Annotated in this window: 18 protein-coding genes and 3 pseudogenes; 8 read left to right on the forward strand and 13 right to left on the reverse strand. The window is 58.8% G+C overall.

What is annotated here, in order from left to right; all coding sequences use genetic code 11:
* Both V8324_RS17035 and V8324_RS17040 read left to right on the forward strand, forming a co-directional pair.
* Positions 1-379, forward strand: a pseudogene (locus tag V8324_RS17035) (hypothetical protein); the annotation flags it as partial.
* A 661-nt stretch (positions 380-1,040) separates the two neighbouring features.
* Positions 1,041-3,392 carry a mechanosensitive ion channel domain-containing protein gene (locus V8324_RS17040; protein WP_336421118.1) on the forward strand — a complete coding sequence of 784 codons (2,352 nt, stop codon included), beginning with the start codon at positions 1,041-1,043 and terminating at the stop codon, positions 3,390-3,392.
* Positions 3,393-3,433: 41 nt separating this feature from the next.
* Here V8324_RS17040 and V8324_RS17045 read toward each other — a convergent pair.
* The 4 genes and pseudogenes from V8324_RS17045 to V8324_RS17060 form a co-directional block, all read right to left on the reverse strand.
* Positions 3,434-4,526 (reverse strand): annotated as a pseudogene (locus V8324_RS17045) (IS630 family transposase).
* 101 nt (positions 4,527-4,627) lie between these two features.
* A pseudogene (locus V8324_RS17050) lies at positions 4,628-5,958 on the reverse strand (IS256 family transposase).
* Between the two features lie 266 nt (positions 5,959-6,224).
* Positions 6,225-6,731 (reverse strand): site-specific integrase, encoded by a 507-nt coding sequence (locus V8324_RS17055; protein WP_336421119.1) that lies wholly within the window; start codon positions 6,729-6,731, stop codon positions 6,225-6,227.
* A 13-nt stretch (positions 6,732-6,744) separates the two neighbouring features.
* Positions 6,745-7,455, reverse strand: coding sequence for an integrase arm-type DNA-binding domain-containing protein (locus V8324_RS17060; protein ID WP_336421120.1), 711 nt, complete (start codon positions 7,453-7,455; stop codon positions 6,745-6,747).
* A 217-nt stretch (positions 7,456-7,672) separates the two neighbouring features.
* Here V8324_RS17060 and V8324_RS17065 point away from each other — a divergent pair, with 217 nt between their 5' ends.
* Both V8324_RS17065 and V8324_RS17070 read left to right on the forward strand, forming a co-directional pair.
* Positions 7,673-9,100, forward strand: coding sequence for a DUF6880 family protein (locus tag V8324_RS17065; RefSeq protein ID WP_336421121.1), 1,428 nt, complete (start codon positions 7,673-7,675; stop codon positions 9,098-9,100).
* Positions 9,101-9,171: 71 nt separating this feature from the next.
* Positions 9,172-9,819 (forward strand): hypothetical protein, encoded by a 648-nt coding sequence (locus V8324_RS17070; protein ID WP_336421122.1) that lies wholly within the window; start codon positions 9,172-9,174, stop codon positions 9,817-9,819.
* A 689-nt stretch (positions 9,820-10,508) separates the two neighbouring features.
* On the opposite strand, the gene V8324_RS17075 is transcribed toward V8324_RS17070, so the two are convergent.
* The 7 genes from V8324_RS17075 to V8324_RS17105 form a co-directional block, all read right to left on the reverse strand.
* Complete coding sequence (locus tag V8324_RS17075) at positions 10,509-11,891, reverse strand: exonuclease domain-containing protein (protein ID WP_336421123.1); 1,383 nt, start codon at positions 11,889-11,891, stop codon at positions 10,509-10,511.
* 107 nt (positions 11,892-11,998) lie between these two features.
* Positions 11,999-13,228, reverse strand: a complete 1,230-nt coding sequence (locus tag V8324_RS17080; protein ID WP_336421124.1) for a hypothetical protein — start codon at positions 13,226-13,228, stop codon at positions 11,999-12,001.
* Complete coding sequence (locus tag V8324_RS17085; protein WP_336421125.1) at positions 13,229-14,536, reverse strand: HipA domain-containing protein; 1,308 nt, start codon at positions 14,534-14,536, stop codon at positions 13,229-13,231. It lies immediately after the preceding gene.
* Positions 14,533-14,883, reverse strand: coding sequence for a helix-turn-helix domain-containing protein (locus V8324_RS17090; protein ID WP_336421126.1), 351 nt, complete (start codon positions 14,881-14,883; stop codon positions 14,533-14,535). The genes V8324_RS17085 and V8324_RS17090 overlap by 4 nt, the downstream gene beginning before the upstream one ends.
* 878 nt (positions 14,884-15,761) lie before the next feature.
* Positions 15,762-16,712, reverse strand: a complete 951-nt coding sequence (locus V8324_RS17095) for a hypothetical protein (RefSeq protein ID WP_336421127.1) — start codon at positions 16,710-16,712, stop codon at positions 15,762-15,764.
* Complete coding sequence (locus tag V8324_RS17100) at positions 16,699-17,103, reverse strand: hypothetical protein (protein ID WP_336421128.1); 405 nt, start codon at positions 17,101-17,103, stop codon at positions 16,699-16,701. Before V8324_RS17100 ends, V8324_RS17095 begins: the two co-directional genes overlap by 14 nt.
* Before the next feature lie 576 nt (positions 17,104-17,679).
* Positions 17,680-17,964 (reverse strand): SH3 domain-containing protein, encoded by a 285-nt coding sequence (locus tag V8324_RS17105; RefSeq protein ID WP_336421134.1) that lies wholly within the window; start codon positions 17,962-17,964, stop codon positions 17,680-17,682.
* 337 nt (positions 17,965-18,301) lie between these two features.
* On the opposite strand from V8324_RS17105, the gene V8324_RS17110 reads away from it, so the two are divergent.
* The 4 genes from V8324_RS17110 to V8324_RS17125 all read left to right on the forward strand — a co-directional run bounded on the left by V8324_RS17110 (position 18,302) and on the right by V8324_RS17125 (position 24,320).
* Complete coding sequence (locus V8324_RS17110; RefSeq protein WP_336421129.1) at positions 18,302-19,456, forward strand: tyrosine-type recombinase/integrase; 1,155 nt, start codon at positions 18,302-18,304, stop codon at positions 19,454-19,456.
* 180 nt (positions 19,457-19,636) lie between these two features.
* Positions 19,637-19,867: a hypothetical protein gene (locus V8324_RS22470; RefSeq protein ID WP_442970561.1), complete on the forward strand. Its 231-nt coding sequence runs from the start codon at positions 19,637-19,639 to the stop codon at positions 19,865-19,867.
* A 366-nt stretch (positions 19,868-20,233) separates the two neighbouring features.
* A complete protein-coding gene (locus V8324_RS17120; RefSeq protein WP_336421130.1) occupies positions 20,234-23,176 on the forward strand; it encodes a DNA methyltransferase in 2,943 nt (980 codons plus the stop codon).
* Between the two features lie 22 nt (positions 23,177-23,198).
* The gene (locus V8324_RS17125) at positions 23,199-24,320 is read left to right on the forward strand and encodes a phospholipase D family protein (protein ID WP_336421131.1); all 1,122 of its coding nucleotides are present in this window, start codon (positions 23,199-23,201) and stop codon (positions 24,318-24,320) included.
* A 471-nt stretch (positions 24,321-24,791) separates the two neighbouring features.
* On the opposite strand, the gene V8324_RS17130 is transcribed toward V8324_RS17125, so the two are convergent.
* Entirely contained in the window at positions 24,792-25,340 is a 549-nt protein-coding gene (locus V8324_RS17130; protein WP_336421132.1) for a VPLPA-CTERM sorting domain-containing protein, read from the reverse strand.
* A 42-nt stretch (positions 25,341-25,382) separates the two neighbouring features.
* A partial coding sequence (locus V8324_RS17135; protein WP_336421133.1) for an Ig-like domain-containing protein occupies positions 25,383-26,494 on the reverse strand: 1,112 nt, incomplete at its 5' end.

Here is a 26,494-nt window from a genome sequence, read left to right on the forward strand (position 1 = left end):
CCGCCGGCCATCCGAAAAACCGGATCGACGAACTCCTCCCTTGGAACTTCCAGACGTCAAGCTGAAAAGCCCGTGGGGCCCAGCTGGCGCTTACAATGATCTGGCTGCGGCCCGCGAATATCTGCGGAACCTGAAGCGTTTCCTCGCGCTTCACGCCACGGCGACCGCCCCGGTCAAACGCCGGATCGGTGGTCGCCCCGCCGAGGTGTTTGCCGGAAACGGCCGGCGCGACGGTCGAGAGGTGAACTTCACCGTTGCCGCGATCGATTTGCCCGGCGACCGTGTTGCCATCGCAGCCGCCGTTCTGGAAGCCGGAGTGGATCCGGCCTTTGCCGACGTGCTGAACCGTGTGTTCGCGTCGTTTCGTGCCATCCGTTGATGCGAGGAGGACCCCGAATGTTCAGGATGTTGTGTAACACCGGACGTGCCGCCGTACTCACCCTTGCCGGGATCGGAGTTGCCGCCTGTGACGGCGTGGGGGGCGGTGCCTACTACCGTTATGACGATTCCCTCTACTGGAACGATTACTATTATTATGGATACGGGCGACCGGATCGGCCCCAGAGGCCGGAAGGGGTCGTTCCGCCCATCGGAACCGCGCCCGCGCGGCCGGTGCCGCCGGTCGGCATGGCCCCCCGCCCGACACCGCGCATCGGAATGGCGTCTCGCCCGATGCCCCGCGTCGCGACCCCGCCTCGGATCAGTGCGCCCATGGCACGCCCGGCAAGGGCCCGATAGAGCGTCATGACAGCAGCCGGCGGCGTTCCGTCATCATGCGGCGTTGTTGATAGGTCGGGGCATGGCAGCGCGCGTGCCCCGACTGCCACACATCCCCCCAAGTCCCCTGCTAACCACGTGGACGCGTCCCGAAACTGGCCGTTCATTGCACCATAAGCAAAGCGCATCACACCGGCCTATTTTGTAATTGGACCGCACCAGACCGACTGGGTATGTGACGCTCCATGGCTGGATGCTCCGCTTGGTTTTTTTTCACTTTTCAGCTCCCGAACATGACCTGCGTAGCGGAAACGGACCCGTGAATGACCACCTGCGACATGATAAACGCCCGGCGCCCCCCCGGATCGGTGCGCGCCGGCCATACGGCTGTCGCTGCCGGGCTCCGGGTCCGACTGGTGGCGCTGATACTGGTCATGTTTCTCCTGCCTCTGGAAGCGCTTGCGCAGGAACGCTGGGTTGGAAAATGGCAGACATACTGGCGGGATGGCGCGGCGATCCTTACGCTGGAGGCCGATGGCGAGCGGGTGCGCGGAACTTACGAACCCGGCGGGGGGCGCGTTACAGGCCGTGCCGAGGGCGCACAACTCGTCGGGCGATGGGAACAGAGAGGCGCATCAGGCAATTTCGTCTTCGCCCTTGATCCGGATGGAAACGTCTTCACGGGTCGCTACGAAAGCGGGGAATACTGGAACGGCGAGCGTCTGATCTCAAGCCAATCCAGCGGCGCCCGTTTTACCCGAACGGACACGCCGCGCGAGGCGCTGCGAACGCTGCTCTCCATAGGCAACCAGATCTCTTATGAGGGCGAAGCCGGCGTGATGACCGAGGTCGAGCGTCTCACGACCTTCGAGGGCGGTTCCACGGGCAGCCGTGAGGAGCGGTTGCGACGGCGCCTCCTGTGGCAGTTGATCGACCTGTCCACGTTGCGGCTCCGCGACGTGCCCGGCGAGGTTGCCGGCGACACCGCGTCATTCGACATGGGACCGGTCGGGACTTCGGCCACCTTTGCCCTGCGTTTCATCCGAGACAGCGCGGGCTGGCGCATCAAGGTTCCCAGCCTCGACAAGCTCGAGGAGGACATGGCGCGCCTGCTGGAGGCGCTCGGCCATTCCTCGGTCGAAGAGGCCATGGCTGCACGCGCCGACAGCCCGCGCGGCGTGCTCCGCCGCTTCAAACTCGGTACCCGTGACTGGGACGGGCCCGGCCGGGCTCAGGCGCTCGCCGCTCTGGATCTCTCCTACCTTCCCACACAACTCCACGAAATCCAGGCGCCGGTTCTGGCCGACTATCTCAGGCGGGTCCTCCACCGCTCAGGATACCTGATCTGGCAGGAGATCCCCAACGATCCCGATCGGACATCGCCCTACGTCCATTACCGCCACCCGGACGGGGCGCTGGTGATCGCGCGGTCGACCTCGGCGGACGGCGAGCCGGGTCCCTGGCAATTTACCGCCGATACCATGCGCAACGTGCCGAACCTGTTCACCGCGATGCAGGACCTCGAGGTGGCCGAGGGGGTCTCCGACGGTGCACCGCTCACCGACTTCTTTCGTCTGCGCGAAGCGGTCCGGGAGCAAGCGCCGGCGCTCATGCGCCGCTACGGTCTGCTTGAAGCATGGCAGTGGATCCTGCTCGCCGTCGCCGGTCTGGGCGCGATCACCTTCGGCTGGGCTGTCGGACGGGGTGTCACCGGCCTGCTCGCCGGGATCAACCGCCGACTCGGCCTGAACGTCGACCCCGACGCGATCCACCGGCTGGACTGGCCGCTGAGGGCGGCGGCGGCGGGCATCGCGGCGGTCTTCGCCTTTGGCTGGCTGGGCCTCGCACAGACCGCACTGGAAGACGCGAGCCTGGCGATCACGTTTTTCACCACAGTCGCCATCGCTTTGGTGCTGTTCCGCACAGTCGGGCTGATCGGAGGCTATTTTGGCGATCGCGCCGAGGAAACCCCCAGTTACGTCGATCAGATCGCGGTCACTCTTACCACGGGACTTTTCCAGATCCTGATCATTATTGGCGTCATCGTGTCGCTGGCGGAAATTCTTGGGCTTCCCTACGAGGGCGTGCTCACCGGTCTTGGCGTCGGCGGAATTGCGCTCGCCTTCGCTGCGCGCGAAACCGTCTCGAACCTTCTTTCGGGCGCAATCCTGATGGCAGACAGACCGTTTCGCCAGGGTGATCTCATCGAAACCGATCACGGCATGGCGACGGTGGAACTGGTCGGACCACGCTCCACGCGCATGCGCACCTTCGACGATGCACTGCTCGTTCTGCCGAACGCACAGCTGACCGACAGGGGCATCTTTAATTGGGGCCGCAGGCGCAAGCGTAAGCTTCTCCTTCAGATCGGGGTAACACACGACACTCCGCGCGATCGTCTCGACGCATTCGTGGAACGCCTGTCGGACGTTTATCACGCGCAGCCAGATGCCGACGAGACGAGCGGTTGGATCGGCATGACCGGGTTCTCTGCCTCCTCGGTCGATATAGAGCTTTGGGGCTATTTCTATGTGTACGACCATGGCGCCTTCGTGAGGGCGCGCCACGCGCTCGTTGGAGATATCGTGGCGTTGAGCCGTGAGGTGGGCGTGTCCTTCGCCTTCCCGACACGCATCATCCGTCTTTCGAGTGAGGCTTCACTGAATGCTGAATGACCGCCACGGCGAACGATCTACGTTTCGGAGTCTGACACTTCCTACCTGTTTCCCCGAATTTCATCCAGCGCGTCGAGTGCGCGGCGCTCGCGGACCAAGATGTCATCTGCGCTGTTGGTCCATGTGAAGGGCTTGGGTGTCTCGTTGTGCTGCGCGAGATAGCCATAGATCGCGGCTTGCAGATCATCGACGCTGGTGTAGCTGCCGCGCCGGATGCGCTTTGACGTGATCTCGGCAAAGAAGCGCTCGACCAGGTTCAGCCATGATGCGCTTGTGGGCGTGAAATGCAGCTTGAAGCGCGGGTGCTTGTCCAGCCGAGGCTTTCACCTCGGGCGTTTTGTGGGTGGCGTAGTTATCGAGCACGAGATGGATGTCACGCGGTTTCAAGACGGCGCGGACGATGCGGCGCAGGAACTTCAGGAACTCCTTGGCCCGGTGCCGGGGCATACAGTCACTGATGACCACGTCCGATTTCACATCGAGCGCGGCGAAGAGCTTGGTCGTGCCGTGGCGCTTGTAATCATGGGTCATCGTGGCCGTGCGGCCCTTCTTCAACGGTAACCCCGGTTGGGTCCGGTCGAGCGCCTGGATCTGGGATTTCTCGTCAACGCAGAGCACCACGGCTCGGTCCGGCGGGTCGAGGTAAAGGCCCACGATATCGGTGACCTTCTCCTCGAACAGCGGGTCGTTCGAGACCTTGAACCCCTTTGTGAGATGCGGCTTCAAGCCAGCTTCCGCCCAGATACGCCCCACGCTCGACGGCGAGATGCCCATGGCTTCGGCCATCAGGGCGCGGCTCCAGTGCGTGGCATTAAGCGGGGTTTCCTGCACGGTCTTGGCGATCACCTTCAGGCTTGTTTTCATGGGCAGCGGCGGCACCCGCGAGGGCCGCATCTTGTCGCGCTTGAGACCGGCCACACCCTCCTCGAGATACCGCTGCTGCCATCGCCAGACCGTCGGCTTCGACATGCCAGTCCGTCGCATGATTGCGAAGGTGCCCTGACCGTCCGCCGTCGCCAGCACGATGTCGGCCCGCCAAGCGAGCTTGCGCGGCGTATTGCGGTTGGTGATCAGAGCTTGAAGCTCAGCACGGTCGGCGGGGCCAAGGTAAAGGTAGATGTCGGAGCGTCTCATGCACCGAATATGGCACATCAGGCCGTCGCTGGGAATCTTGTGTCAGGTGGCCAACACTAGATTTTCTCGAGCTATGCGCGATTTTGGGTGACGCGGCCTGATCAAGCGGCGCGGTTTTCGGTGTCGTTTGCGGCGACACCGTCGGTGAATGTGACCCCTTCTATGACCAAAGGCAACTGGTTCGCACCCTTCAGGCGCCGCCATGTCTTCCCGGCGGCCTGAACCAGCTTGAATACCATCAGCTTCGCTGTTTTCTGCGACAGCGCCCCCTTGGTCCGCACGGTCCGGTGCCGGACGGTGGAGAACACGCTTTCGATCGGGTTGCCTGTGCGCAGGTGATCCCAGTGGTCGGCCGGGAAATCGTAGAACGCGAGCAACGCGTCGCGGTCCTTGGTCAGGCAGGTGACTGCCTTCTCATACTTGGCACCGTATTTCTTGGCGAAGGTGTTCATGGCGGCTTCCGCCGCGGCGCGGGTATCGGCATGCCAGATCTCGCGCAGATCGGCCTTTACCGTCGGTTGCATGGACTTCGGGAACTTGTTCAGGACATTGGCGATCTTGTTCGACGGGGCTCCGCCCGTTCAGGGCTGGATTGGTCCACCGGACCAATCCCGAGACGCCCTTCACCCCAACACCGCTGATGACGCGTGCCTGGGAAGACCTCGTCGAGGGCCTTCCAAAACCCCATCGCGCCGTCACCGACGGCGATCTCGGGCGGTACCTTGAGGCCGCGAGCCTTGATGTCGACCAACAGTTCGCGCCAGCTCTGCGCGCTCTCGCGAACGCCCACCTGGAAGCCGACGAGCTCCTTCTTGCCCTCGGGCGTGGCCCCGAGAATGACCAGCATGCACTCAGCCTGCGGCTCCATGCGGGCCTGGAGGTAGACGCCGTCGGCCCACATGTAGACGTAGCGCCGCGCCGAGAGATCGCGGCGCTGCCAGTGGTCATACTCCTGCTGCCACTCCCCGGTCAGCCGCGAAATCACACCGGGCGACAGGTTCGGGGCGTCCGCACCCAGAAGCGCAGAAAGCGCCTCCTGAAAATCGCCCATCGATAGGCCGCGCAGGTAGAGCACCGGCAGCAAGGCATCGAGGCTTTTCGAGCGCCGTGCCCATTTCGGCAGGATTGCCGAGGTGAACCGGATCTTTTTCTCATCCGCCACGTCAGCGGCGCGATCACGCACCTTCGGGCGACGCACGTCGAGTGCGCCGATCCCGGTCTGGATGGACCGTTCTGGCCCGTGCCCATGCCGCACAACCCGCTGCCGGCCATCCGGCAGGACGCTTTCGGCATGTTGCGCGACGAAGGTGTCGGCTTCAGCGCGGAGCGCGGCGGCCAGCATCCGGCGCGCCCCGTCACGGGCAATCTCGGTCAGCGGATCGTCAACAGTTTCCGGCTGACGCAGGGCGATGATGTCGGTATCGTTCTCCATGGCGTATCGTTCCTTCTGGAAGTTCTGGCAGGCTTTGACACCCGCCACGATACGCCGCCTTCTCAAAACCCGTCACCCAGATTCACGCATAGCTCGATTTTCTCAGACGTGACCATAATGACAGTTTGGTCATCCACGGAGCAACCACCCAGCCCATCGCAGACCGATGCGCCGGAGGAGGAAGTTACCGTTGCAGCGCTCTGCACACCGGTCGAAGTCAGGACTGACGAGGTGATATCAGCTAAAAGCCTCTTGCTCTTACATGATCATCCCAAGGATTGCCGCAGGTTCTGCGCCACCGCATCCGCTGCGGTCCGCACGGGCTCGGCGGCGAGGTGTGCGTAGCGCGCCGTGGTCTGCACCTGCGTGTGTCCGAGAAGCTTGCCGATCATCGGCAGACCCTGTCCCGAGGCGACAGCTGTCGACGCGAAGGTGTGGCGCAGGTCGTGGATGCGGACGTCCTTGACGCCGGCGCGGGCACGGACGCGTTGCCAGAAGGGCTGGAGATCGCTCAGGCGCTTGCCCGGCAGGGTGCCGGTGATGACCCATGGGTTCCCGTCGATGCGCTGGGCGTCGCGGAGCAGTTCGACGGCGGGCTGGCCCAGATGCACAACCTTCGGGCCCGACTTGGAGTCCGGCAGGCGCAGGACACTGTTCGCAAAGTCGACATGCGCCCACTGCAGCGTCATGATCTCATTCAACCGGCAGCCAGTCAGGATGAGCAGGCGCGCGGCGAGGATGGCCGACGGCAGTTCGATCCCTTCGGCCTCCATCTCACGCAGGACCTCACCGATCCGGCGCAGTTCGGCCGCGCTGAGGAAGCGTTCGCGCTTCTCCTCGGGGTATTTCCGGATGTGCTTGCGNACCGATCCGGCGCAGTTCGGCCGCGCTGAGGAAGCGTTCGCGCTTCTCCTCGGGGTATTTCCGGATGTGCTTGCGCGGGTTCGTCCCATCCGGCCGCAGCCCCCACATTTCGGTCAGCACGAACATCTTGGAAACCACCTCAAGGCAGCGGTTCGCCTGATAGGGGATGTGGCGGAGGTCGTGATGGAACTTCGCCACATCCGCCCGGGTGATGCCAGTAACCGTGAGTGGCCCGAGCGCTGGCAGGATGAAGCGTTCGAGGTTCGGACGATACTCCTTGGCCGCGCTCGCCTTCACGCGGATCGCGATGTGCTCCTTGTCGAACCGTTCAGCCAGTTCCTTGACCGTGATTGCCTTGCGACTGGCGTCACGCTCAGCGGGGGGGTCCTCCCCATTACGCGCGGCGGACACGATCGCCATGGCGCGGCTGCGCGCCTGCTCGCAGGTCAGCACCGTGCTGGGCCCGAGGCTGATCCGCCGCGAGCGACGTCCGGCGCGATACTGGACCACGTAGCCCTTGCGTCCGCTTGACAGGACCCGCAATCCGAAGCCAGGGATCTCGCTGTCCCATACGAAGTATTCGTTGGCTTGTTTTTCCGCAGCATCGACGATGCGCTTGGTGAGTTTGGGCATGGTGGGCAGCCTTCCGTTTCTTTCCGCTTCACAGTGCGGAAGACGCCAAGACAGTCAACGAACACATTGATATTGCGCATGAATAGGAAAAGGTGCGCAGTTCTGGGGGGATCGTGCTGCGCGCCGGTGCGGGACAGAGATTGTTCCAGCGAATCAAAACGCAGGTTCCGGCTTTTCGAGGACGCTGCTACAACCGTCAAAAAGCAACGGAATTCTCATGGCGTCGAAAACCACCCTGAACGCAAAGAACCTGGAAGCGCTGGGTACCGAGCGCCTGGCGCAACTGCTTATCGAGGTCAGCAACGGGAATGCGGCGGCCAAGCGCAAGCTGCGCCTTGAACTGGCGGGCGCACAGAGCCCGAAGGAGGCCGGGCGAGCGATCGCCAAGCGGCTGACCAGCATCGCCAATGCCAAGAGCGCCATCAACTGGAAGAAGAGAAAAGCCTTCATCGACGAACTTCAGACCCAGCGTCGCGGCATTGTCGAACAGGTTGGATCAAGTGACCCGGAACAAGCCTTGATCCTGATGTGGCGTTTCATGGGCCTCGCAAACCCGGTCATCGAGCGTTGTCAGAGCGGTGATGACGAAGTGATCGAGGTCTTTCATGAAGCCTGCGCGGACCTCGGCCCGCTGGTGGCCGCGGCAAATCCGAGCGCTGAGATGCTGATCGATACGACGTTCGACGCCCTTTGTGAGAACATGTACGGCCAGTTCGACAAGCTCATTTCCACGCTGACCCCGGCCCTCGGGGCCAATGGCCTGGAACGCCTGCGTCAAAAGTTGGAGGCGTTTCTGGAAACATCGAATGCAACCGATCTCTCGACAGATGTGATCCTGCGGCAGAACACCGCCGAATACATGCAAAGCATAGCGGAGCGTCGAAAACAGCGCATAGCCAAAAGCGCTCTGCTCGAGCTGGCCGATGCGCAGGGGGATGTCGATGCGTTCATCGCGCAGTTCGAGCCGTGGACGCGCACGCTTCCAGAGAATGCGATTCTCATTGCGCGTCAATTGGTTGTTGCCGGCCGAGCCGCCGAGGCGCTGGATTTTCTCGATGCCGCAGATGTCGACGAAGACGACTGGGACCGCATGGACTGGCAGGACGCGCGGATCGATGTTCTGGAGGCCATGGGTTGCAAAGACGAGGCACAGGCGTTTCGCTGGGCATGTTTTGAACGCGATCTGTGGGCGGACTACCTACGCGCGTATCTGCGTAAACTGCCTGATTTCGATGATATAGAGGCGGAAGATAAGGCAGTCGAGATTGCCATGGCTGATCCCGAGCTGCTGGCGGCGCTGCAGTTCTTCCTTGATTGGCAGTCGCCGGACCGTGCCGCTGAGTTGCTGATCAACCGCCACAGCGAGATCGATGGCAACCGTTTTGAATATCTGACCCCGGCCGCGGATGCGCTGGTCGAAAACCAACCGCTGGCAGCGACGCTTGTGCTGCGCGCGATGATCGATTTTGCGGTGAGCAAGGGACGCTCCAAGCGCTATCGCCACGCGGCACGTCACCTGGCGACCTGCGCCGAACTGGCACCCCGGATCGAGGACTTCGGTGCGTTCGAGACGCACGAGACCTATGTGGCAAGGCTGAAGAGCCAACATGGCAGAAAATCGGGTTTCTGGGCGTATGTGGGGTGATGAGGTAAAGTAATGAGATCCTGCGGCGCGCGTCATTCATACGCGGGCCACAACTTGGTGGAGATACGAGCATGAGCAAAAAGCCAAAGAACAAGGGCAGCGGCGCATCGTCGGTAAAGGCGCTGCTCGTGCAGTATTCCTGTCCAATCCCCTACCATCAGGTCAGAGCTCGGTTCATGGGCAACATCGCGACGCCGGATATTGCCGCTTCCCCAATGCAGGAGGTCCAGCGCATCTGGAACAACGATCTGCCGACGTTCGAAAGCAAGTCTGAAGCAGACGAGTTCTTTGGGGTTCTGATCCAAGGCTTATGGAACACGCTGAGTTCACACCAGAAGCGCACTGACCCGTTCAAGCTTGGCCGGATCGCAACGGCTCCCGCGAGTTTGGAATACCTGAACAGGTTTTCCCGGGTGAGACGGGAGGAAATCGAAGGTTTTGTTGACGGGCTGTTCGGGGACACAGAGGAGCTGGATTTGCCCGAGAATGCCCACAAGGCGGTCGGTATTCTTGGCGAGATGCGCTCGATTTTTGCCGGTACAGAGCAACTCGCTGACGACCAGGCGAGTGTGGATGCCATGACCGAGACCATCCGGCACTTCCAGCAGATGACCCGCATCGCGGAGACCGAAATCAACGCGGTAATCCAATCTTGTAAGAAGGCGCGCGCGCAAGCATTGGACACATTGCCAACGGACCGCCCCGTCACGCTGCACTGATGGACTTCACCCGGTTTGATCGTGATAATGGCGCCAACGAGACGAACGGTAAGTCAAATTATGAGGAGCGGCCGTGGTATCCTTTTTTCCTCCCCGGTGCTGCGATTGCGGTGCTCTCCCGGGCAAAGAGCATCAGTCGTGGTGCCCTGACTTTGATCCAGGCTTCTTGCATGAGTCGTCATTCGAGCTTGAGCCTCAACCTGAGCAGCAGCGTCGCGAAGTAAGTGACGATGCTGCGACCTCTCGGGTGTCTTCTGTTGTCATTGATCGCGAGACGCTCGACCTTGAAGCGCTACGCCCCTTCTTTACAAAGGACGCTTTGCGTGACGCGGTCAGGAACCATTTAGGCCAAATTGGATATGAGCGTTCGATCAAGGGTGTTGCCTTTGTCAAACCAGGGCGCCGGAAATGATGCCACTGCTACCGCGAGCATCAACCCGCCCCCACGCAGAAGCAAGCAAGGGGCCAAAGTCTGCCAGTTTCTGCGCAATCCTGCGCATGGTGCACCGCATGCAGAGGCCACCAAGGGCCGGAAATCTCGAAGTAATGGGCAAGCCGCCGCAAATATTCATGGTCTGTTCGACACGACGCATAACCTGGAGATTACAGGTTCAAGTTTCGTGGCTTTCTAATAATTTTATCCGAGCGAAAAGCCCGCCGCCAGGCATGAGCGATCATCGGAAAAGCTATCAATCTGCAAAATGGTCAAATCTGTGCAGGTACGCTTCGATTTCACAGAGCCTTGATCGATCATCCTGCTTGGCGTCAGCACGCAGTTCATCCAACGCAAGCCGGGCTTTCATGAGTGTCATCCACTCGGTGCCTGGCACATTGGGCGCGGCCCATTTTTCACGCAGCCAGGCTTGATACTGCACGCGTTCGTCAGCCGAGAGCAGCTCGGGCGCATGAAACGCCACCAAACGTCGGCCGAGTTGACGTAGTCGCGGGTCTGAAATGCTGGCAACGATCTCCTGGCGCTGGGGCCAGTCCGCGCGCTGGAACTCTTTGAGCAGCGCCTTGTCGGCGTGGCTGTAAAAGCCGCCATAGATCTGTTTCTCGACGGGAGGGGTGAGTGCCGCCGGATCCTCGGGGAAGCGCGCGGCCAGAGCCTGCGCAACCCGCGCCCGGAACGCGGGCACATTGGCTATCACATCCGCCCGCTGGGTCTGAAGCGCGCTGGGCGCCGGCATGGAAAGCAGGGCGGGCGACTTGTTGATCGAGAATGACCGGATGAGTTTGGGGGTGGCGTCGACGGCGTCGAATAGCTCGGCGTCGCCAGAGTTGAGCCAGTCGGCCGGATCCGCTGCATCCAGATCGAAAAACGCCGCCTGGTTCGGGTTGCTGGCCGAGGTGCCGCAGAAGCAGCCGGTCGTTGCGCGCGGCAGGCCTCCACCGTAGCGCTCGACAAGCGCCATGGGCTGAAAGGTCTCGAGGCTGGCTCGGACATGCGCCTTGTCGCGGTTGGCCAGCAATTCTGTCCAGAGTGCCGGGCCGCGCTGGGCGATCTGCCGGGCGATGTGGATGGTCGCCTCGACATCGCCAAGCGCGTCATGCGCATTGTGCGCGGCAAAGCCATTCAGCGGTGCGATGCGGTCCAGCTTGAAACGCACCCGGCCATCAGCGTCGACCGGCCAGTCGAACAGATCGGGCTGGCGATACCAGACGGCACAGAGCGCCGTCAGCATATCGAAGCGTGTGTTGCCGTTGAACTGCGTGGCAAAGACGTCTGGTTGCAGGTTCTGATAGAAAGCCTGGCGCAGCATTTCCTCATCGAAGCGGATGCTGTTGAACCCGGTCCAGATTGCTGGCGACCATCGCTCGATCAGCGCGCCGATCTCTTGTGTAAACTCGAAGAGTGTTGGCAGGGCCGGATCCAGCAGCTGCGCCGGGCGCACGCCAGTCACCACAAGCGCCCACGGCGACGGAATAATGTGCGGCGCGATGCGGCAGCGCAGATTGACCCGCTCGATCTCCCTGAAATCGTCATCCGTGAGAATGGCCGCGAATTGCAGAGGCTGATCGAACGCGGGCGATATGCCGGTGGTTTCGAGATCATAGAAGGCGAAGGTCATCAGCGGACTTTACTCGTCATCGACGCATGCGTCATCCACCAACGACAGCTGACACCCGCTTTCGGAACCGCCGGCATCTTCTTTCGGAGCCATACCTGTCGGAGGCCTTACCTGATTTTCGCGATCCTGGCCTGCAGACGCGCCAACATCTGAGGATCCGCAGACACATTGGTCGCCAGCCTCTCCAGTTCTCGTTGCGCCTGCTCCTCTTGCCCGGTCCGCGCGCTGGCCGCCATAACATGACCGACGGCCTCATCGATGTCGAAAGGGCTTGGCTCATACCCGCGTCCGGCCAGCAGATGCGCGATGGCATGCAGGCCAACCTGCGCGGCAAAGGCTGGCTCCTTGATGGCAAAATCCCGTGCGGCGCGGATCAGCGTTGCGGGTGCCGCGTCACGGTGCGCGGCGCAATCAAGTGCGATGTCGAAGTATTTCGCGGTCTTGGCCGCTGCGAACCACTTGCCCATGGACCCGTGGCTCTCGATGAGGTCGTTGAGGATTCGTCGTGCGTCCAGTTCCGGATAGCGCTTCACGAGATCGCGCCACATCGCAAGATAGGTCTTGCCAGCGGCCGAGGGCAGACCGAAGCGGCGATAGGCCTCTTCCTCGCGTCCCTGACGGACAAGTATGCGCTCGCAGAACCGAGCGATCTCGTGGTGCCCCCATTGCCGCCGGTCGTCTTTCAGCAAGGACTCGGCGAACGCGAGGGCCTCCTCTTCGCGCCCTTGCCTGAGCAGCGATTCCGCACCGAACTTTGCGTGGAACCAGAGTAGCGTTTTTTTCAGCGCCAGAAGCGCCTGCAATTCATCATGGCGCCCAGCCTCCAGCAGGCAGGAAAGAGTCAGGGTGGCTGACGTGACATGAGCGTAACGCGTGTGATCAGACCAGGCCGACCAGATCAGATCGAGGTCGCGGTCGGCATGCAGATTCATCAGCGCGGGGAAAGCAGCGATTTCACCGAAACGATCGGCAAGTGGTGCCAGATAATCAACACCGTCATCAGCAATCGCCTCGCGCAGTTGCTCGAGCCATTTCGCGCGGGTCTTCTCATTGGCAGGGGCGTCAATCAGGATCGGCAGCAATTCCTCGAGCGTGCGGTTCACGGCATTACCGAGTGCGCCGGACGAGGTATCGATATGCTCGAAGGCAGGCCATATGCGCTGGGCGAGCGCGATTACGCCCTCAGCCGCCCTTGTCGGATCGGTCCGCGCGACAGTGCGGATCTCTGCACTGGCCGATTTCAGGCGCTCGATTGCCTTGGCCGAGGATTTCCAACTATAGGCACCCGCACGCATCCCCGGCTTGAACGCCCATTTGTGTATCGCCCTGACCGCCATCTACAACCTCCCCGCCATACGCAGTGCGTTCTCCTCGACAGCTTGCGCGGTCTGCGCAACATATCCGCCGCTGGCGTTGGGCAGAGCCGTCACCTCGGCCGTGATCTTTACCCTATGCGCCACCAACGCATCGACGAGCTGCTGCACTCGGTTCTTCACATCAGTGGGCCGATAGCCGATCTCGCGCGCGATTGCCTCCCAGTGCCGTCCTGCGATCATGTCAGGCGTGCGCTTCTTGTCAGCGATATTCTGGGCATAGGACTGAACCACATGCGGCCATGAGAGCACGGTCGAGACGTCATAAAGCGGTGCCAGGCTCGGGCCGCCTCCCACAGGCAGGAGCAGGGAATAGTTCTTTGCATGCGCGTCGGTATTCGCGACGAGGATATTGAAGATCACCTGATCGAGGAGTGCCAGGGCGTCGGTTGCGCTAACGTGGCGACCGGTTTCGAGGAGAGTTTTCAGGTCAAGACCGCGCAGCGTGCCCCGCTCGTATTTCCGCCCCGGCGGCAGGCCATTGGCCTGGGCAAAATCTTCCTGATGCACGCGCAGCAGCTGACCACTTCGCCCCAGCCTTCGGTCATAGCGCAGAACGCCGATCGCGGTGCGCTTCGTGGATTGCAGGATTGTCACCTGAGCGGCATCAACACCGATGGCTTGCGCCATCCGCAGACACCAGACCTCATTCTCGGTGATGCCGGGCAGATTGGGATTGTCTGGCTTCACGATCAGCGTGGATGGCGCCCCGTTCAGGGGGATGGCCAGCATATCATCCGCCTGCGGCAGGCGCAGTACCGGCGCGCCGTCCGGGCCCAGAACGGCCAGCGCCGACTTCTTCTGGCCCCCCGCGAGGGATTGCCGAACCCCCTCTTCGCCAACCAGAAACGGCCTGCGCCCGAGATCTTCAAAATGGCGCTCCAACGCCTCTCGCGGATCTTCGGTACCGTAGAACGTCGTCAAAGGCGTGTAGGACCAGCGACTGCGATCGCCGGATTCTTCGAAAGACAAGGCACCCGCGGTGTCGCCGCCAATTTCCCGGAGCACCGCCAATGCATCAGCCTGACCCAGACCGAGCGAGCGGGCCAGGACTGTCAGCTGCTCCTCCTCCGGCAGAAGGTTCGCCAGCCATGGCGAGATGGCTTCAGAGGGATAGGGCGCCGGACGGAGCGGCATGGTCACAGAGAGCGGAAATGCACCCGCCGTCTGAAGCCAACGGTCAGCGTAGCAAAGAGAGAGAGCCCCGTCAGATGCCACCTCGATTTGCCCGACCTGGAGCGCGTCGAACCAGACCGGAACCGTCGCGTTCATTGATAATCCCCGAGATCATAGCCCTGCCCTGTCGAGGCAGTGCCCTCGATTGCATTTGCACAAAGATCATCCAGCAGAACTGCCAGCGGGACCCGAAGAGCCCGGGCAATCCTTGCAATCGTTGTGACCCGCGCATCGCGCTTGGCTGTCTCGATGAGGGACAGCGCGGGTGCGCTGATGCCGGTCAGGCGCGCCAACTGGTCAAGGCTCAAACCCTGTGCGCCACGCGCCTCACGGATGCGGCGCCCGAGGTCGCTGAGCAACTTGTCTTGTTCAGGGTTGTACTCGGGCACGCGCGACACCTTACCGATTTCGATAATGATAGAGCGTTCACGGACAAAACTCAAGCATTCTTATCGTTATAGGTAAAATGCGAGATGAAGCTGCTACGACTGTCGATTCTTACCGATTTCCGTAAGACAAAACCAACGGCGCGTTAAGACCCGATGCGATCTTGACCGCGAATGCCGCCGAATGCACGCCAGTGCGGGCGAATGCCGTTTTTCTGGTCCGGTGTTGATGTGGCGTTGATGTAAACGCGCAAAGTGGATGTGGTATCATTGTACCATCAGCCATGAATTTGATTTATTTGGGGAATTTGGTTGCGGGAGTAGGATTTGAACCTACGACCTTCAGGTTATGAGTCGTGTCGAACAGACCATGAACGATTGCGCTCGTTTGCGTATTCCTTCGACATTTCCGCCAGTTGGAGCCCCCTGCCCTTCGGGCACCATGCGCAGGATTTCGCAGAAACTGGCAGCGCTTTGTTCCCTCTTGCTTCCACAATGCTTCCATGGGGGCGCCGAGCGATGGTCGCGGTAGCAAGTTGATGGCGAAGCGCCGTCTGAAAATGGAGTGCATCCTAGACCCGACGAGCGGCAGCTTCGAGCCTCGCATTGACCGCCGTCAGAGCTTCGGTTGCTGCACCTGCATTCGGCCGGTGCCAGGCCGGAGCGAACCCACTGGCCTTCGCGCGAAACTGCGATACCAGACCGCCCCCCCGGGTCACGAACCGGGAAACTCGGAACAAAGCGGTCATTTTCTGCTTGTGCTTCAATGACCGCATTAGAGACTACTGAAGCTAGCGGTGCCATCTGAGAACTAAGACTGCACATGTATTAGAGATGTTTTTTTGACTAGAATAAGCGCAATAAGCACGGTAAAAGTCGGGACCGCTATGCGGTGGATTAAAACTACATAAAATGCTACTGCAAAGTGGTTAAACTTACTCAAATCGCTGCTTGAAAAGCTTCTGAAAGTCATCTCTTTCCATCCCCAACTGTCTAGCCTGAGCGATGCGCGATAAATCTTCTAGCCTTTTAGGTAAAGCGGGATGCGAACCTGGTGGCTGAATCCGTGCTTGCCAGCCAGCTAAGGATGTTGGAAGCGGCCTTCCATCACGGCACGGGTACTTTCGACTATCGCCCATGCTACAACGGTGTTCATTTCCAGCATTGAGTCTATCTTGCGAGTCTTCCAGAAATTCAATCAGTGCCTCAGTCCAGTCATCATCAATGAGTCGAACCACGTAGGCATCTGCATCGCTCTCCAAGCGTTGGTTCTCCACGTCAGTAATGTCTCCAACCATGCTGATGCGATTGACAAAGTTATGGCTGGCTTTGCGGTCAAAGTGAAACGCGCCAACGTGCCTCGCGATCAAATGTCCAATTTCGTGACCAATTATCCATGTTAGAAGAAGAAGCTGATTCTCATGGTAGTCTGCATCATCGAGACTCTCACCAAATTGGACCCTGTGAGAATAATAATACTCACCGAGTTCGAAATTTGGCTCCATCAAGTGCAACACTTTCTTATCTAAGCCAAGATGTTTCGAAAGTTGTCTGATCATCGCAACATCGCAAATAATAGTCTTTCCATCCCCTAGATAGGCACATTTATTTACAGATCTTGAATTTTGAAAGCCAGCGCCGCTCTCGGAGTCAAACAAGAAAATCCCCATTACTGGACTCTCGGTCGGCGGGTTGATCGTAACATAACCCTCATTTACTCCGAGAAGAGATAAAGCCTTTCGAGCATTGGCTATCCAATATTCGCCCGGTGGGTGCTCCAAAAGGCCGTCAGTTGGATTATTGGGCGACCACAAACGGACCAGCGTGACGGAAAGAACAAAAATTCCGGCTGCAAATAAGAGGCGAGTATTTTTACTCGTTTCCATTTTGCAGCTCTCTCCGATCCTCTAAAATTTTATCGCAGAAGAAACCTGTTTGGAATGCAAAAATAAACGCCAAAACATAATCTGGTTGCTGCTTTGCAGCGACATATACGCCGGAAAACAAGATCGGTGACAAAAGCATTGATCTCCATAAATCTGGGCTTCGCAGAGCACGCGAAATACTTGATCGAGACATGGGCTTTTCGTAATTTGCCCATTGCCTGTGCAGTGATCCGCAAAAAATCCCTAATACCATTGCCATGGCAGAGAGGAAAATTTTTCGCGTGTCAGCAGATACTGACGGAAAAAATCCAAGATTCTGTGGTGATGCAAAGCCATAGTATGTGGAGAGTATTATCACAAGAGCAAGAAAAGCGAGTAAAGTACGAGTCATTGTGGGCTCATTGGCAGTTATTATTCTCAGAGTCTGAGATAGTGGTGCGTCGACGGTTGGTGCATCGATTCTATGAGTGTAATCATAACTGACTTCAACCGCAGCGCGCCACCTTCGATTCTTTGATCTCTGTTCCGCGGGTCGGCGCAGCTGATCAGAAGGTCAGCTGTTGGGGAACCCGCGCCGGATTTGGAAAGCTCACTTCCTGCGCACAGCCGCCGCTCGGGCCACGCCAAGCTGCACCCGCAGCGAACGACCGCAAGGTCCGACACAGCCGACATCCGAGTTGACAGTCTCCTCGTAGGAATCTGCAAAGCGGAATTCGGTTTTGGGGTCTCCCCCATGCGCGGCCACCTAACTTTGTACAATATCTGGCAACGGGCTTGTTCTTCATAGCAGCCCATTCGCCAGCGACGCCGTGCTGTCGCTTTCGTTGAACTTCGAAGGCACATTCCGCGGTGGCCGAGCATTCCTGTCCCTGCCATGCTTCCTCTAGCCTGCGGTTCTGAGCACAGGTCCGGTCCATGCGATCTCGGTAGGATGACTGCGCTGCGTTGTTGATGATCGCTCTGAGCTTCAGGATTCGGAGAGGTAGTCTGCGGAGACGTACCCCGTCATTCTCGGTGCTTCGAGAAGCGAAACCCGGCACCAGAGCTGACCAACCTCGGTTACGCAATCGTGTCGCCTGAGAGCAGTGCCGTCGGGCAAGCCGAGGAGCACGCGGTAGCCGAGGCCAGGTCCTGCCCGGAGCTTCAGGAGCTCATCTCCTGCGCCGACGACCACGGGTCGGTTGCCCGGGATGCTGGCGCAGCCGGCGACAAACAGGACCGCAATCAATAGGGGAGTGAATCTGCAGCGCATGGTGACCTCGATACTGTTCTGGCTTTCCGCTTCGCGGCCCGATCCAAGCATGTGTCCGACAATTCACCTCCTTGCAAGGATGACGGCATACTGATCGAACTGAACCTGTTTCGGTGATGGCAGATCGCAGCGAAGGACAAGACCCTCAGCAGCGTGGGCAAAAAGCCGGAACCTGCGTTTTGATTCGCTGGAACAATCTCTGTCCCGCACCGGCGCGCCGCGCCGCCCACGCAGAACCGCGCACCCTTTCCTTTTCCTCCGCAATATCAATGTGTTCGTTGACTATCTCGGCGCCTTCAGCACTGTAGAGCGGACGAAACCTGAACACGGATTACCCATGCCCAAGCTCACCAAGCGCGTTGTCGACGCAGCAGAAACCCAAGCCACCGAATACTTCGTATGGGACAGCGAGATCCCAGGCTTCGGGATCAGGGTGCTGCCGAGCGGGCGCAAGGGTTACGTGGTTCAGTATCGCGCAGGACGCCGATCCCGGCGGATCAGCCTCGGGCCCAGCACGGTTCTGACCTGTGAGCAGGCGCGCACCCGCGCAATCGCCATCGTGTCCGCCGCGCGCAACGGTGATGATCCTGCCGCTGAACGTGATGCCGGCCGCAAGGCAATCACGGTCAAGGAACTGGCGGAGCGGTTCGACAAGGAGCATATCGCGATCCGCGTGAAGGCCAGCACGGCCAAGGAGTATCGCCGGAACCTCGAACGCTTCATACTGCCCGCGCTCGGCCGCCTGACCGTCAGCGGGATCACCCGGGCCGATGTAGCGAAGTTCCACCACGACCTCCGCCACATCCCCTATCAGGCGAACCGCTGCCTCGAAGTGGTTTCGAAGATGTTCGTGCTGGCCGAAATGTGGGGGCTGCGTCCAGATGGGTCGAACCCGCGCAAGCACATCCGGAAATACCCCGAGGAGAAGCGCGAGCGCTTTCTCAGCGCGGCTGAACTCCGCCGGATCGGTGAGGTGCTGCGCGAGATGGAGGCGGAAGGCATCGAACTGCCCTCGGCCATCCTCGCCGCGCGGCTGTTGATCCTGACCGGCTGCCGGTTGAATGAGATCATGACGCTGAAATGGGGATACGTCGATCTGGCCGAGTGCGTCCTGCGCCTGCCGGACTCCAAGTCGGGCGCCAAGGTCGTCCATCTCGGCCAGCCAGCCGTCGAACTGCTCCGTGCCGCCCAGCGCATACACGGGAACCCGTGGGTCATCACCGGCACCCTGCAGGGCAAGCCGCTGAGCGACCTTCAGCCATTCTGGCAACGCGTCCGCGCCCGCGCCGGCGTGAAGGACGTCCGTATCCACGACCTGCGCCACACCTTCGCGTCGACCGCCGTCGCATCGGGTCAGGGCCTGCCCATGATCGGCAAGCTTCTCGGCCACACGCAGGTCCAGACCACCGCGCGCTACGCCCACCTCGCCGATGAGCCGGTGCGGACCGCCGCGGATGCGGTGGCACAGAACCTGCGGCAATCCTTGGGATGATTTCTTGTGGCCCAATGACCCGCGGAACGCCAATCCCCGAGACAGTGACGCTCCGCGTCTCGTTACATCTCGTGAAGCGCGGCGGGCGCAAGGAGACGCTGCTGCCGGAGGGCGCCGCGCAGCCGCGAAGGGCGGACAGAACGCTGGTCAAGGCGCTGGCGCGCCTTCCGCTGGAAGCGGATGCTGGAGTCCGGCGAGTTCGTCACCATCGCCGAACTGGCTGAGCGCGAGGGCATCGCCCCCTCCTACATGACACGAGTCCTGCGGCTCACGCTACTCGCGCCCAACATCGTCGAGGCGATCCTGGACGGCAAGCAAGGGCAGGAAGTCACGCTGGCGCGGGTGCTGGAGCCGTTTCCGGTCGAATGGGTAAGGCAGCGGAGTCGATTCAATGGCAAGAGCCAGCCTTGACGTTGCCGGGCCATAATGTAATGGGAGGGAGGCTGTTCCATCTTTGTTCGAAACGCCGCAGTACCTTTAGCGCACGACACCCATAATAGCACAAAATCTGGTAGCACTGCGCATCAAACTGATGCAAGTTGGTGGTACAACCCGTGGGGGTGACCAAAGAGAGACTCAGGAGCGAGACCATGGGGAAGCGGCGCGTCACATCAATGCTTGAAGAGGCTGACATAGTGGAACTGGAAGCTATCGCGCGAAGTCATCATGTTACGCTAGCACGGATCGCCCGAGACACCGAGGGAGCATACCTTTTATCGAGAGAATCGCAAGATCGGGAGAGCATTCCTAGCGAGCCCAGAACGCCTGAAAGATAAGATGACCGTCCTGCCCTTAGAAAAAAAATTCGAGCACGGCATTCCAACCCGAGGTTATGTTCTTTCCTCGGCAGTCGAAGACATCGCACACGACGTGCGCTGTGTTGTAGGGGAAGTGCGCAAAGCTCTCGAATCTAACCCTAAAATGGCGTGCTCGCATGCTTTTGGCGCCGACGCGGCTGGTCAAGAAAGATTTGCTTGGCAAGCTTTATCTGCTTGGGCGCTTAAGCTTTTGCATACGCTTGAGACACGAGAGCTATCGTTGGCTGCGGCACAACGATGGTTCGCCGGCCGAGAGTTGAACTCACTCGAGCAGAAATTCTGGAATGCAGTTGACAAAAGTTCATGCAGTTTTCTTTACAGCATATGCGAGAAGAAAGGTATCCGGGAGCTGCTGCCGTACATTCTGGAGAGTCACGGCCCAGGGTCGCGCCTGAGCGTGCGACGCGATCCATCTACACAAGTCGCCAGAAAGAAAAAAAAGGCGTCGGGTGTGTACTATACCCCCTCCGACGTAGCCGACTTCATGACCAAGGCCGCGCTCGGTCAAGATGTATCCGACCTAAAGATTCTTGACCCTGCAGCAGGCACCGGCGTCTTTCTTAGAGCGGCTCTAAAAGAGTTGCGCGCTCGCACGCCATCCAGAAATGCCTTGGAGCTCGCACTCGAGTCGCTTTTTGGTTGCGACATTGATTCATTGGCGCTTGATGGCGCCGCAACCGTAATTCTCGCGGATGTTGTGCAGGACGCGCTCAAAGCCGCAGGCTCTCCCAGTGAAGCTTGGTGGGCAATACGCAAGAACCTACAGACCTGCGACGCCCTCATAATCGACCCGACTACATCCGGCCCGCTTGCTCCTGGCCGAGTTATACTTAGCGATTTGTTTCCGTTGGCGAAAGATGGTTTTGACTTAATTCTTGGGAATCCACCCTATGCCGACCTAGGGCAACGGGACGATATTTTTGTGCTAACGCAGATTTTTAAAACTATTGCCGCACGACCAAAAAGCACCGCCGATCTGTATCCGGTATTTGTTGAGCAGATGGTGCGCCTTTCGAGGCCAAATGCTAACGGTGGACTCGTGCTTCCGCTATCCATTGCCTGCAACTCAGGCTCGCAGTTCAAAGCTTGCCGCAGATTCATTGAAACAACGTCTGGACTCTGGAGATTTGCGTTCTTCGATCGCCAGCCGCATGCGCTGTTTGGCGAAGACGTGAAGACACGAAACGCTGTGTTGTTATGGAAGAATGGCTTACAGCACGCAATCAAGACTGGACCATTAAGGAAGTGGAGAGGATTTGACCGCAAAAGGCTGTTCCAGACAATTGGATATACGCCCATCGAAGATCAAATCTCTGACGGCATACCGAAACTCCATGGAAAAAAGCAGGCCGATATTTGGAAAACTGTGCGCAGTGATTCAATAACTCTCGGGCATGTTGTAAAACACATATCTCGCTCAACATTGGCCGAAATACCGGAAGCTCCGGACACTGTTTTTTTTGTCGCACCCACTGCGTATAATTTTTTGGGAGTTGCGCGGTCACGCAATTTTCAAGTTCGAAGTGGCGAAGTTCTATCAGAGAATCCCGTCTGGAAAATCTCCTGTACCACAGAGTGTGAGGCTGATGCACTTTATGCGCTCGTTTCCAGTAACTTTGCCTTTTGGTGGTGGCATGTCACGGGAGACGGATTTCATGTGAACCGCGCGGCCTTAACAACTCTACCCGTTGGCCAGTTGCTAGAGAACAACGCGTTGCTAACGCGAATGGCCGACCTAGGCGCGTCTGTTTGGGCCGCGTCTTCTGAGCATCCCATTCGAAGCCTGAATCGAAGTCGCGTGTCATATACCTTCTCCGCAGCGCACGTGCCACAGTTGCGGAAGCAGGCTGACCAGGTGATTCTCAGAGCACTAAAACTGCCGATCAAATTAGCAAGTGAACTTCATGGGTTCACGGAACGCATCACTGGCGCTGAACTGTTCGAGCAAACCGAAATCAAGAATGAAGGAGAGGCCGATATGCCGGTAAAGATATCAAAGGAAATTAAGGAAAAAAGCCGGCTCACTAAAGAGGAGTGGCGTGAATACACAAAAACTGTCTGGTCAATCGCGAACAAGGCGCGTGGAGACCATCCGGCTGCATTTCCAGAGGAGATTCCTCATCGGCTAACAAAGCTTTTTAGCTTTTATGGAGAGACTGTCTTGGATCCCTTTGCAGGGACGGGCAGCACCGCTCGAGCGGCGATTCCATTGGGTCGCAAGACCATCTGTGTCGAGCAAAATTCTGAGTATGCGTCTACGATCCAGTCAGAATGCGCAGAACTTCGTAATGGACACGAAGAAAGCTTTGTGCCGCTTGAGGTTGTCAACGGCGACAGCAGAAAGATGGACTTTCTCGAGAACGAGAGTGTTGGCCTCATTGTGACTAGTCCACCGTATTGGGATAAAGCAAATTACGGGGAAGGGCCCAATAATCTTGGTAATGTTGGCAACTATAGGGCATTTCTGGATGGGATAAGGCCTGTTTTTGAGGAATGCTATCGGGTTCTTTCACCCGGGCGTAAGATGTGTGTCGTGACTGCAAACGTAAACCAGCACACTGATCAAGGCCTATTGACTTTTCCATTGGCTACTGACTTCGGCGTGTTGCTTCGGAATATCGGCTTTGTAATGGTCAACGAAATTATATGGTCGAAGGACAGGACTGGGGGCAAGTGGGGTTCTTTTGGTACCCAGCGGCCAATCTTCGGGAGCTATCCCTACCCACCAAACTTCCTCTTCAAGAACATTCACGAATATGTTCTTATTTTCGCGAAGCCTTCTCTGACGAAGAAGAAAGGCCCCAAAGTGAGAGACTACAAAGAGCTGATGGGGGGAATCGATGAGTTGCCACCTTTTGTGCCTGAAGAAGATCCAGAAGATCACCGGTTGCCTATAGTGTGAACCTTAACGTGCAGGCAAGCAGATGTTCTACAATCAACCGCTTTCAATCCGATTCGGCCCGGAACTATTGCGATACGTCGATAACGTTCGTGGGGTCGAACCTTACTGGGACCAGCTCGACATAGCTGTTGCATGGGTCCGCGCCTCTGGAGTGAGCCATCTTGAAAATAGTTTAACACGATTTCTATCTAATGGTGGTCATCTCACTTTTGTTGTGGGCATTGACCTTCAAAACACAACTAGAGATGGCCTGCAGGCCCTCTTGAACCTAGAGGCCCATGGTGCGTGCGAGACGTTCGTTTATCATAATGAATCTGGCTCAGTGTTCCATCCTAAACTTTACCTGTTCCGGAATGAAGAGGAAGCGAGGCTTATTGTTGGATCAAATAATCTGACGGCTGCCGGTCTGTATTCGAACGTTGAAGCCGGCCTCCAAGTCGATACTAATCTGACAGATGGTGTGATTACGGAGGCAACAGATGCGCTAAATTCGTGGCGAGATGCCACTGGAGGTTTGGCAGCGCGGCTCGATGCGACGTTTTTGGCAGAGCTGGTGGCGGAGGGTTACGTTCCCGACGAGGCGACTGCTCGTTCAGCGGAAAGAGCACGGCTACATGCACATAGCGGCCGTAGCGGGCGTCGCTTGTTTGGTTCACGATCGTTTCGTCCCCCGCCCAGACCTACCGGCATCAGTTCAACTTCAACTACTAGTGTCGGCACTGGCTCAAGTCCTGCAGTCGCAGCAACAGCTCAAGCTCCTCCGCCCACCGGCACCACTATGCTCATGAGACTTCGGGCAGCCCGTGGAACCCAAGTACAAGTACCATTTCGAGTGGCATCAACGTTCTTTGCTGGGGCGACAGTAGTGATCAGCGCAGATAGCGGGAACAGTCATGGACTTCATGTGGCGAAAGCAAGGGGCAAGCCAAATACGACGAAACTCGAGATCCCGGAGCTTCGTGGCTTCAGCGATGTTTTCGCGAGGTTCGAGAAAACACCCTCGGGAATTGTTTACGAGGTTCACGATGCTGGAACAGCGGCGGGCAAGCAGATCGAAGCAAGCCTCCGAAAGGGTATGCCTATTGGCCTAACCCAGACAAGCATCAGTGATATCTCTAGGGCAACTTGGTGGCGTGAAATATAGGGGGCCTGGAACGGGCATTAGCCTGAGAGCTTCCGATCCTAGTTGCGGCAGAAGTAAACGCGACTCCAATCCAAATAGTTTCTTAGAGTCTAACTTTCTACATAATAAACAATGCCTTATAAGAACTTGACCAAAACGACGCAGTCATGAGGTCCGGAGAATATCGCCCCTGAGAGACCGCTTCCGGCCCGCTTGGCGCCGCGACCAGTGCTCAGTCCCTCCCGCATAACCCTCGAATACAACGGAAAAATCCAGCCGCATCCGGATCGGGAAAACGCTTTCGCGAATGAAAGTGGCGGAGGGGATGGGCCTGACGTCGAACGTTCTCTACGGACCAAGCTATTGAAATCATAAAAATCTCTTCCCGCCACTTCCGTATATATGCATAAAGTAGGTTTTGGACCGGCGCAGCCGGCCTCCGTATAATGGGGCTTTGCCACACAGTCGCGTGGAAGCCCGACTAAGGCAATCCTATCCCTGCGCTCTTCGGCGTCTCCGGACAAGACAAAGCCCCGCAAGCCCGGTCCCCAAGAGAAGGATGCCAGCTGGGAGCGGAACAACCGTTGCGGCTGTCACAGCCAGATTTCCGTCTCTGAAAAACACCCCATCGGTGAAGAAGTCGGTAGTGCCAAGTCCATCGAGGTCGCCAGTGAATGTGGCCACGGCGAAGGGAGCTGCCCCTGTGCTCAATGAGAACAGCATTGAAAAGTTGTCATCATCGATACCGTTGTCCACGCTGAGCATCGTGTCCAGCAAGGAGCCATCCAGCACTGTGGCGAAGGAATTGTCAAATAGCGTCAGCGAGCCAGTGGAGAGGTCGGACGAGAGCGAGATGTCGACAAGGAAGCCGGGATCTGAAATCGAGCCGCCGAGAAAAAACGGGTCGTAATCGAAGGTTGCCGCGTCGTCAAAGAAGACGTCACCCGTAGTGCTATACGCGTCGAGTGTTGCTGCGTCGGCTTCACCAGCCAAAAGTCCAAGACTTGCTGCCGCAACACTCGCTAATATTATCTGTTTCATATTGTTCTCCATTTACCTTACCACCACTTTTAGACACCAGTATTACGCGACTGCGGTTTCGAACAGGCTCGAAAGCCCACCGGAAATGTCTCCTGTGACCGTCAAGACATCATTGTCCGGTCCATACGCAAATCTCAAGGCCTGGCTGCTTGAACGGACTGTTTCCACTTGGACGTCTTCGAATTCGAAGCCGAGGATCATGTCTCCGTCCGACCAGTCCATAATACGAGTGTTGTCGACCACGCCGTTTTCCACATTAACCGTGAAGTTGAAGATGTCGTCACCGCCATTACCAACGGCGACATCGCCAAAGCCGCCATTAAAGACGAATTGGTCCGCTTCGGAGGTGCCCTGCAGGATATCACGGCCCAGTGTGCCATCAATCAGGTTAATTTCAGGCTCCTGGTTGAGAACCTCGATCGTCACCTCCGCCGTCGTCGTCTCCGCCCCGTCGGTGATTGTGTAAATGAAACTGTCGGTGCCCACGAAGCCCGCATCTGGCGTGTAGGTGAACGAACCGTCGGCACTCGGCGCGACGCTTCCGTTGCCCGCGTTGCCGAAGCCGACCACTTCGAGCGGATCGCCATCGGCATCGGTGTCGTTGGCCAGAAGACCCGGCGCCGCCACGGTCAGGACTTCGCCGTCCTCGATCGTGTAGCTGTCGTCCACTGCGTCGGGCGCCGCGTTCGTCACATCGATTGTAACCGTTGCGGTGGCTATCTCCAGTCCGTCGCTGATCGTGTAAACGAAGCTGTCGGTGCCGACGAAGCCTGCATCGGGCGTGTATGTGAACGAACCGTCCGAGCTGGGAGCCACGCTGCCGTTGCCAGCGTTGCCGAAGCCGACCACTTCGAGTGGGTCGCCATCGGGATCGGTGTCGTTGAGTAGAAGACCTGCCCCAGCCGCTACCGTCAGAGCCTCGCCTGCCCTCACCGTGTAGCCGTCGTCGTTGGCCACCGGCGGGTCATTGGCCACCGGCGAAGTGGTGGACACGTTGATCGTGACCTCGCCCGTGGCAGTCTCGGTGCCGTCGCTCACTGTGTAGGTGATCGTCTCGGTACCCACGAAGCCCGGATCGGGGTCGTACTCGAACGACCCGTCCGTGGTCACCGACAGATCGCCGTTCCCGGCGGCGGTGAAGGACTGCACGAAGA

This window comes from Roseovarius sp. D22-M7 (assembly GCF_037083785.1).
GTDB lineage: Bacteria > Pseudomonadota > Alphaproteobacteria > Rhodobacterales > Rhodobacteraceae > Roseovarius.

What these genes read in the sequence shown, in the direction of transcription:
- V8324_RS17040 (WP_336421118.1), top strand. Translation starts at nt 1,041, where the DNA reads ATGACCACCTGCGACATGATAAACGCCCGGCGCCCCCCCGGATCGGTG.
- V8324_RS17055 (WP_336421119.1), bottom strand. Translation starts at nt 6,731, where the DNA reads ATGGAGGCCGAAGGGATCGAACTGCCGTCGGCCATCCTCGCCGCGCGC.
- V8324_RS17065 (WP_336421121.1), top strand. Translation starts at nt 7,673, where the DNA reads ATGGCGTCGAAAACCACCCTGAACGCAAAGAACCTGGAAGCGCTGGGT.
- V8324_RS17070 (WP_336421122.1), top strand. Translation starts at nt 9,172, where the DNA reads ATGAGCAAAAAGCCAAAGAACAAGGGCAGCGGCGCATCGTCGGTAAAG.
- V8324_RS17075 (WP_336421123.1), bottom strand. Translation starts at nt 11,891, where the DNA reads ATGACCTTCGCCTTCTATGATCTCGAAACCACCGGCATATCGCCCGCG.
- V8324_RS17080 (WP_336421124.1), bottom strand. Translation starts at nt 13,228, where the DNA reads ATGGCGGTCAGGGCGATACACAAATGGGCGTTCAAGCCGGGGATGCGT.
- V8324_RS17085 (WP_336421125.1), bottom strand. Translation starts at nt 14,536, where the DNA reads ATGAACGCGACGGTTCCGGTCTGGTTCGACGCGCTCCAGGTCGGGCAA.
- V8324_RS17095 (WP_336421127.1), bottom strand. Translation starts at nt 16,712, where the DNA reads ATGGAAACGAGTAAAAATACTCGCCTCTTATTTGCAGCCGGAATTTTT.
- V8324_RS17100 (WP_336421128.1), bottom strand. Translation starts at nt 17,103, where the DNA reads ATGACTCGTACTTTACTCGCTTTTCTTGCTCTTGTGATAATACTCTCC.
- V8324_RS17105 (WP_336421134.1), bottom strand. Translation starts at nt 17,964, where the DNA reads ATGCGCTGCAGATTCACTCCCCTATTGATTGCGGTCCTGTTTGTCGCC.
- V8324_RS17110 (WP_336421129.1), top strand. Translation starts at nt 18,302, where the DNA reads ATGCCCAAGCTCACCAAGCGCGTTGTCGACGCAGCAGAAACCCAAGCC.
- V8324_RS22470 (WP_442970561.1), top strand. Translation starts at nt 19,637, where the DNA reads ATGCTGGAGTCCGGCGAGTTCGTCACCATCGCCGAACTGGCTGAGCGC.
- V8324_RS17120 (WP_336421130.1), top strand. Translation starts at nt 20,234, where the DNA reads ATGACCGTCCTGCCCTTAGAAAAAAAATTCGAGCACGGCATTCCAACC.
- V8324_RS17125 (WP_336421131.1), top strand. Translation starts at nt 23,199, where the DNA reads ATGTTCTACAATCAACCGCTTTCAATCCGATTCGGCCCGGAACTATTG.
- V8324_RS17130 (WP_336421132.1), bottom strand. Translation starts at nt 25,340, where the DNA reads ATGAAACAGATAATATTAGCGAGTGTTGCGGCAGCAAGTCTTGGACTT.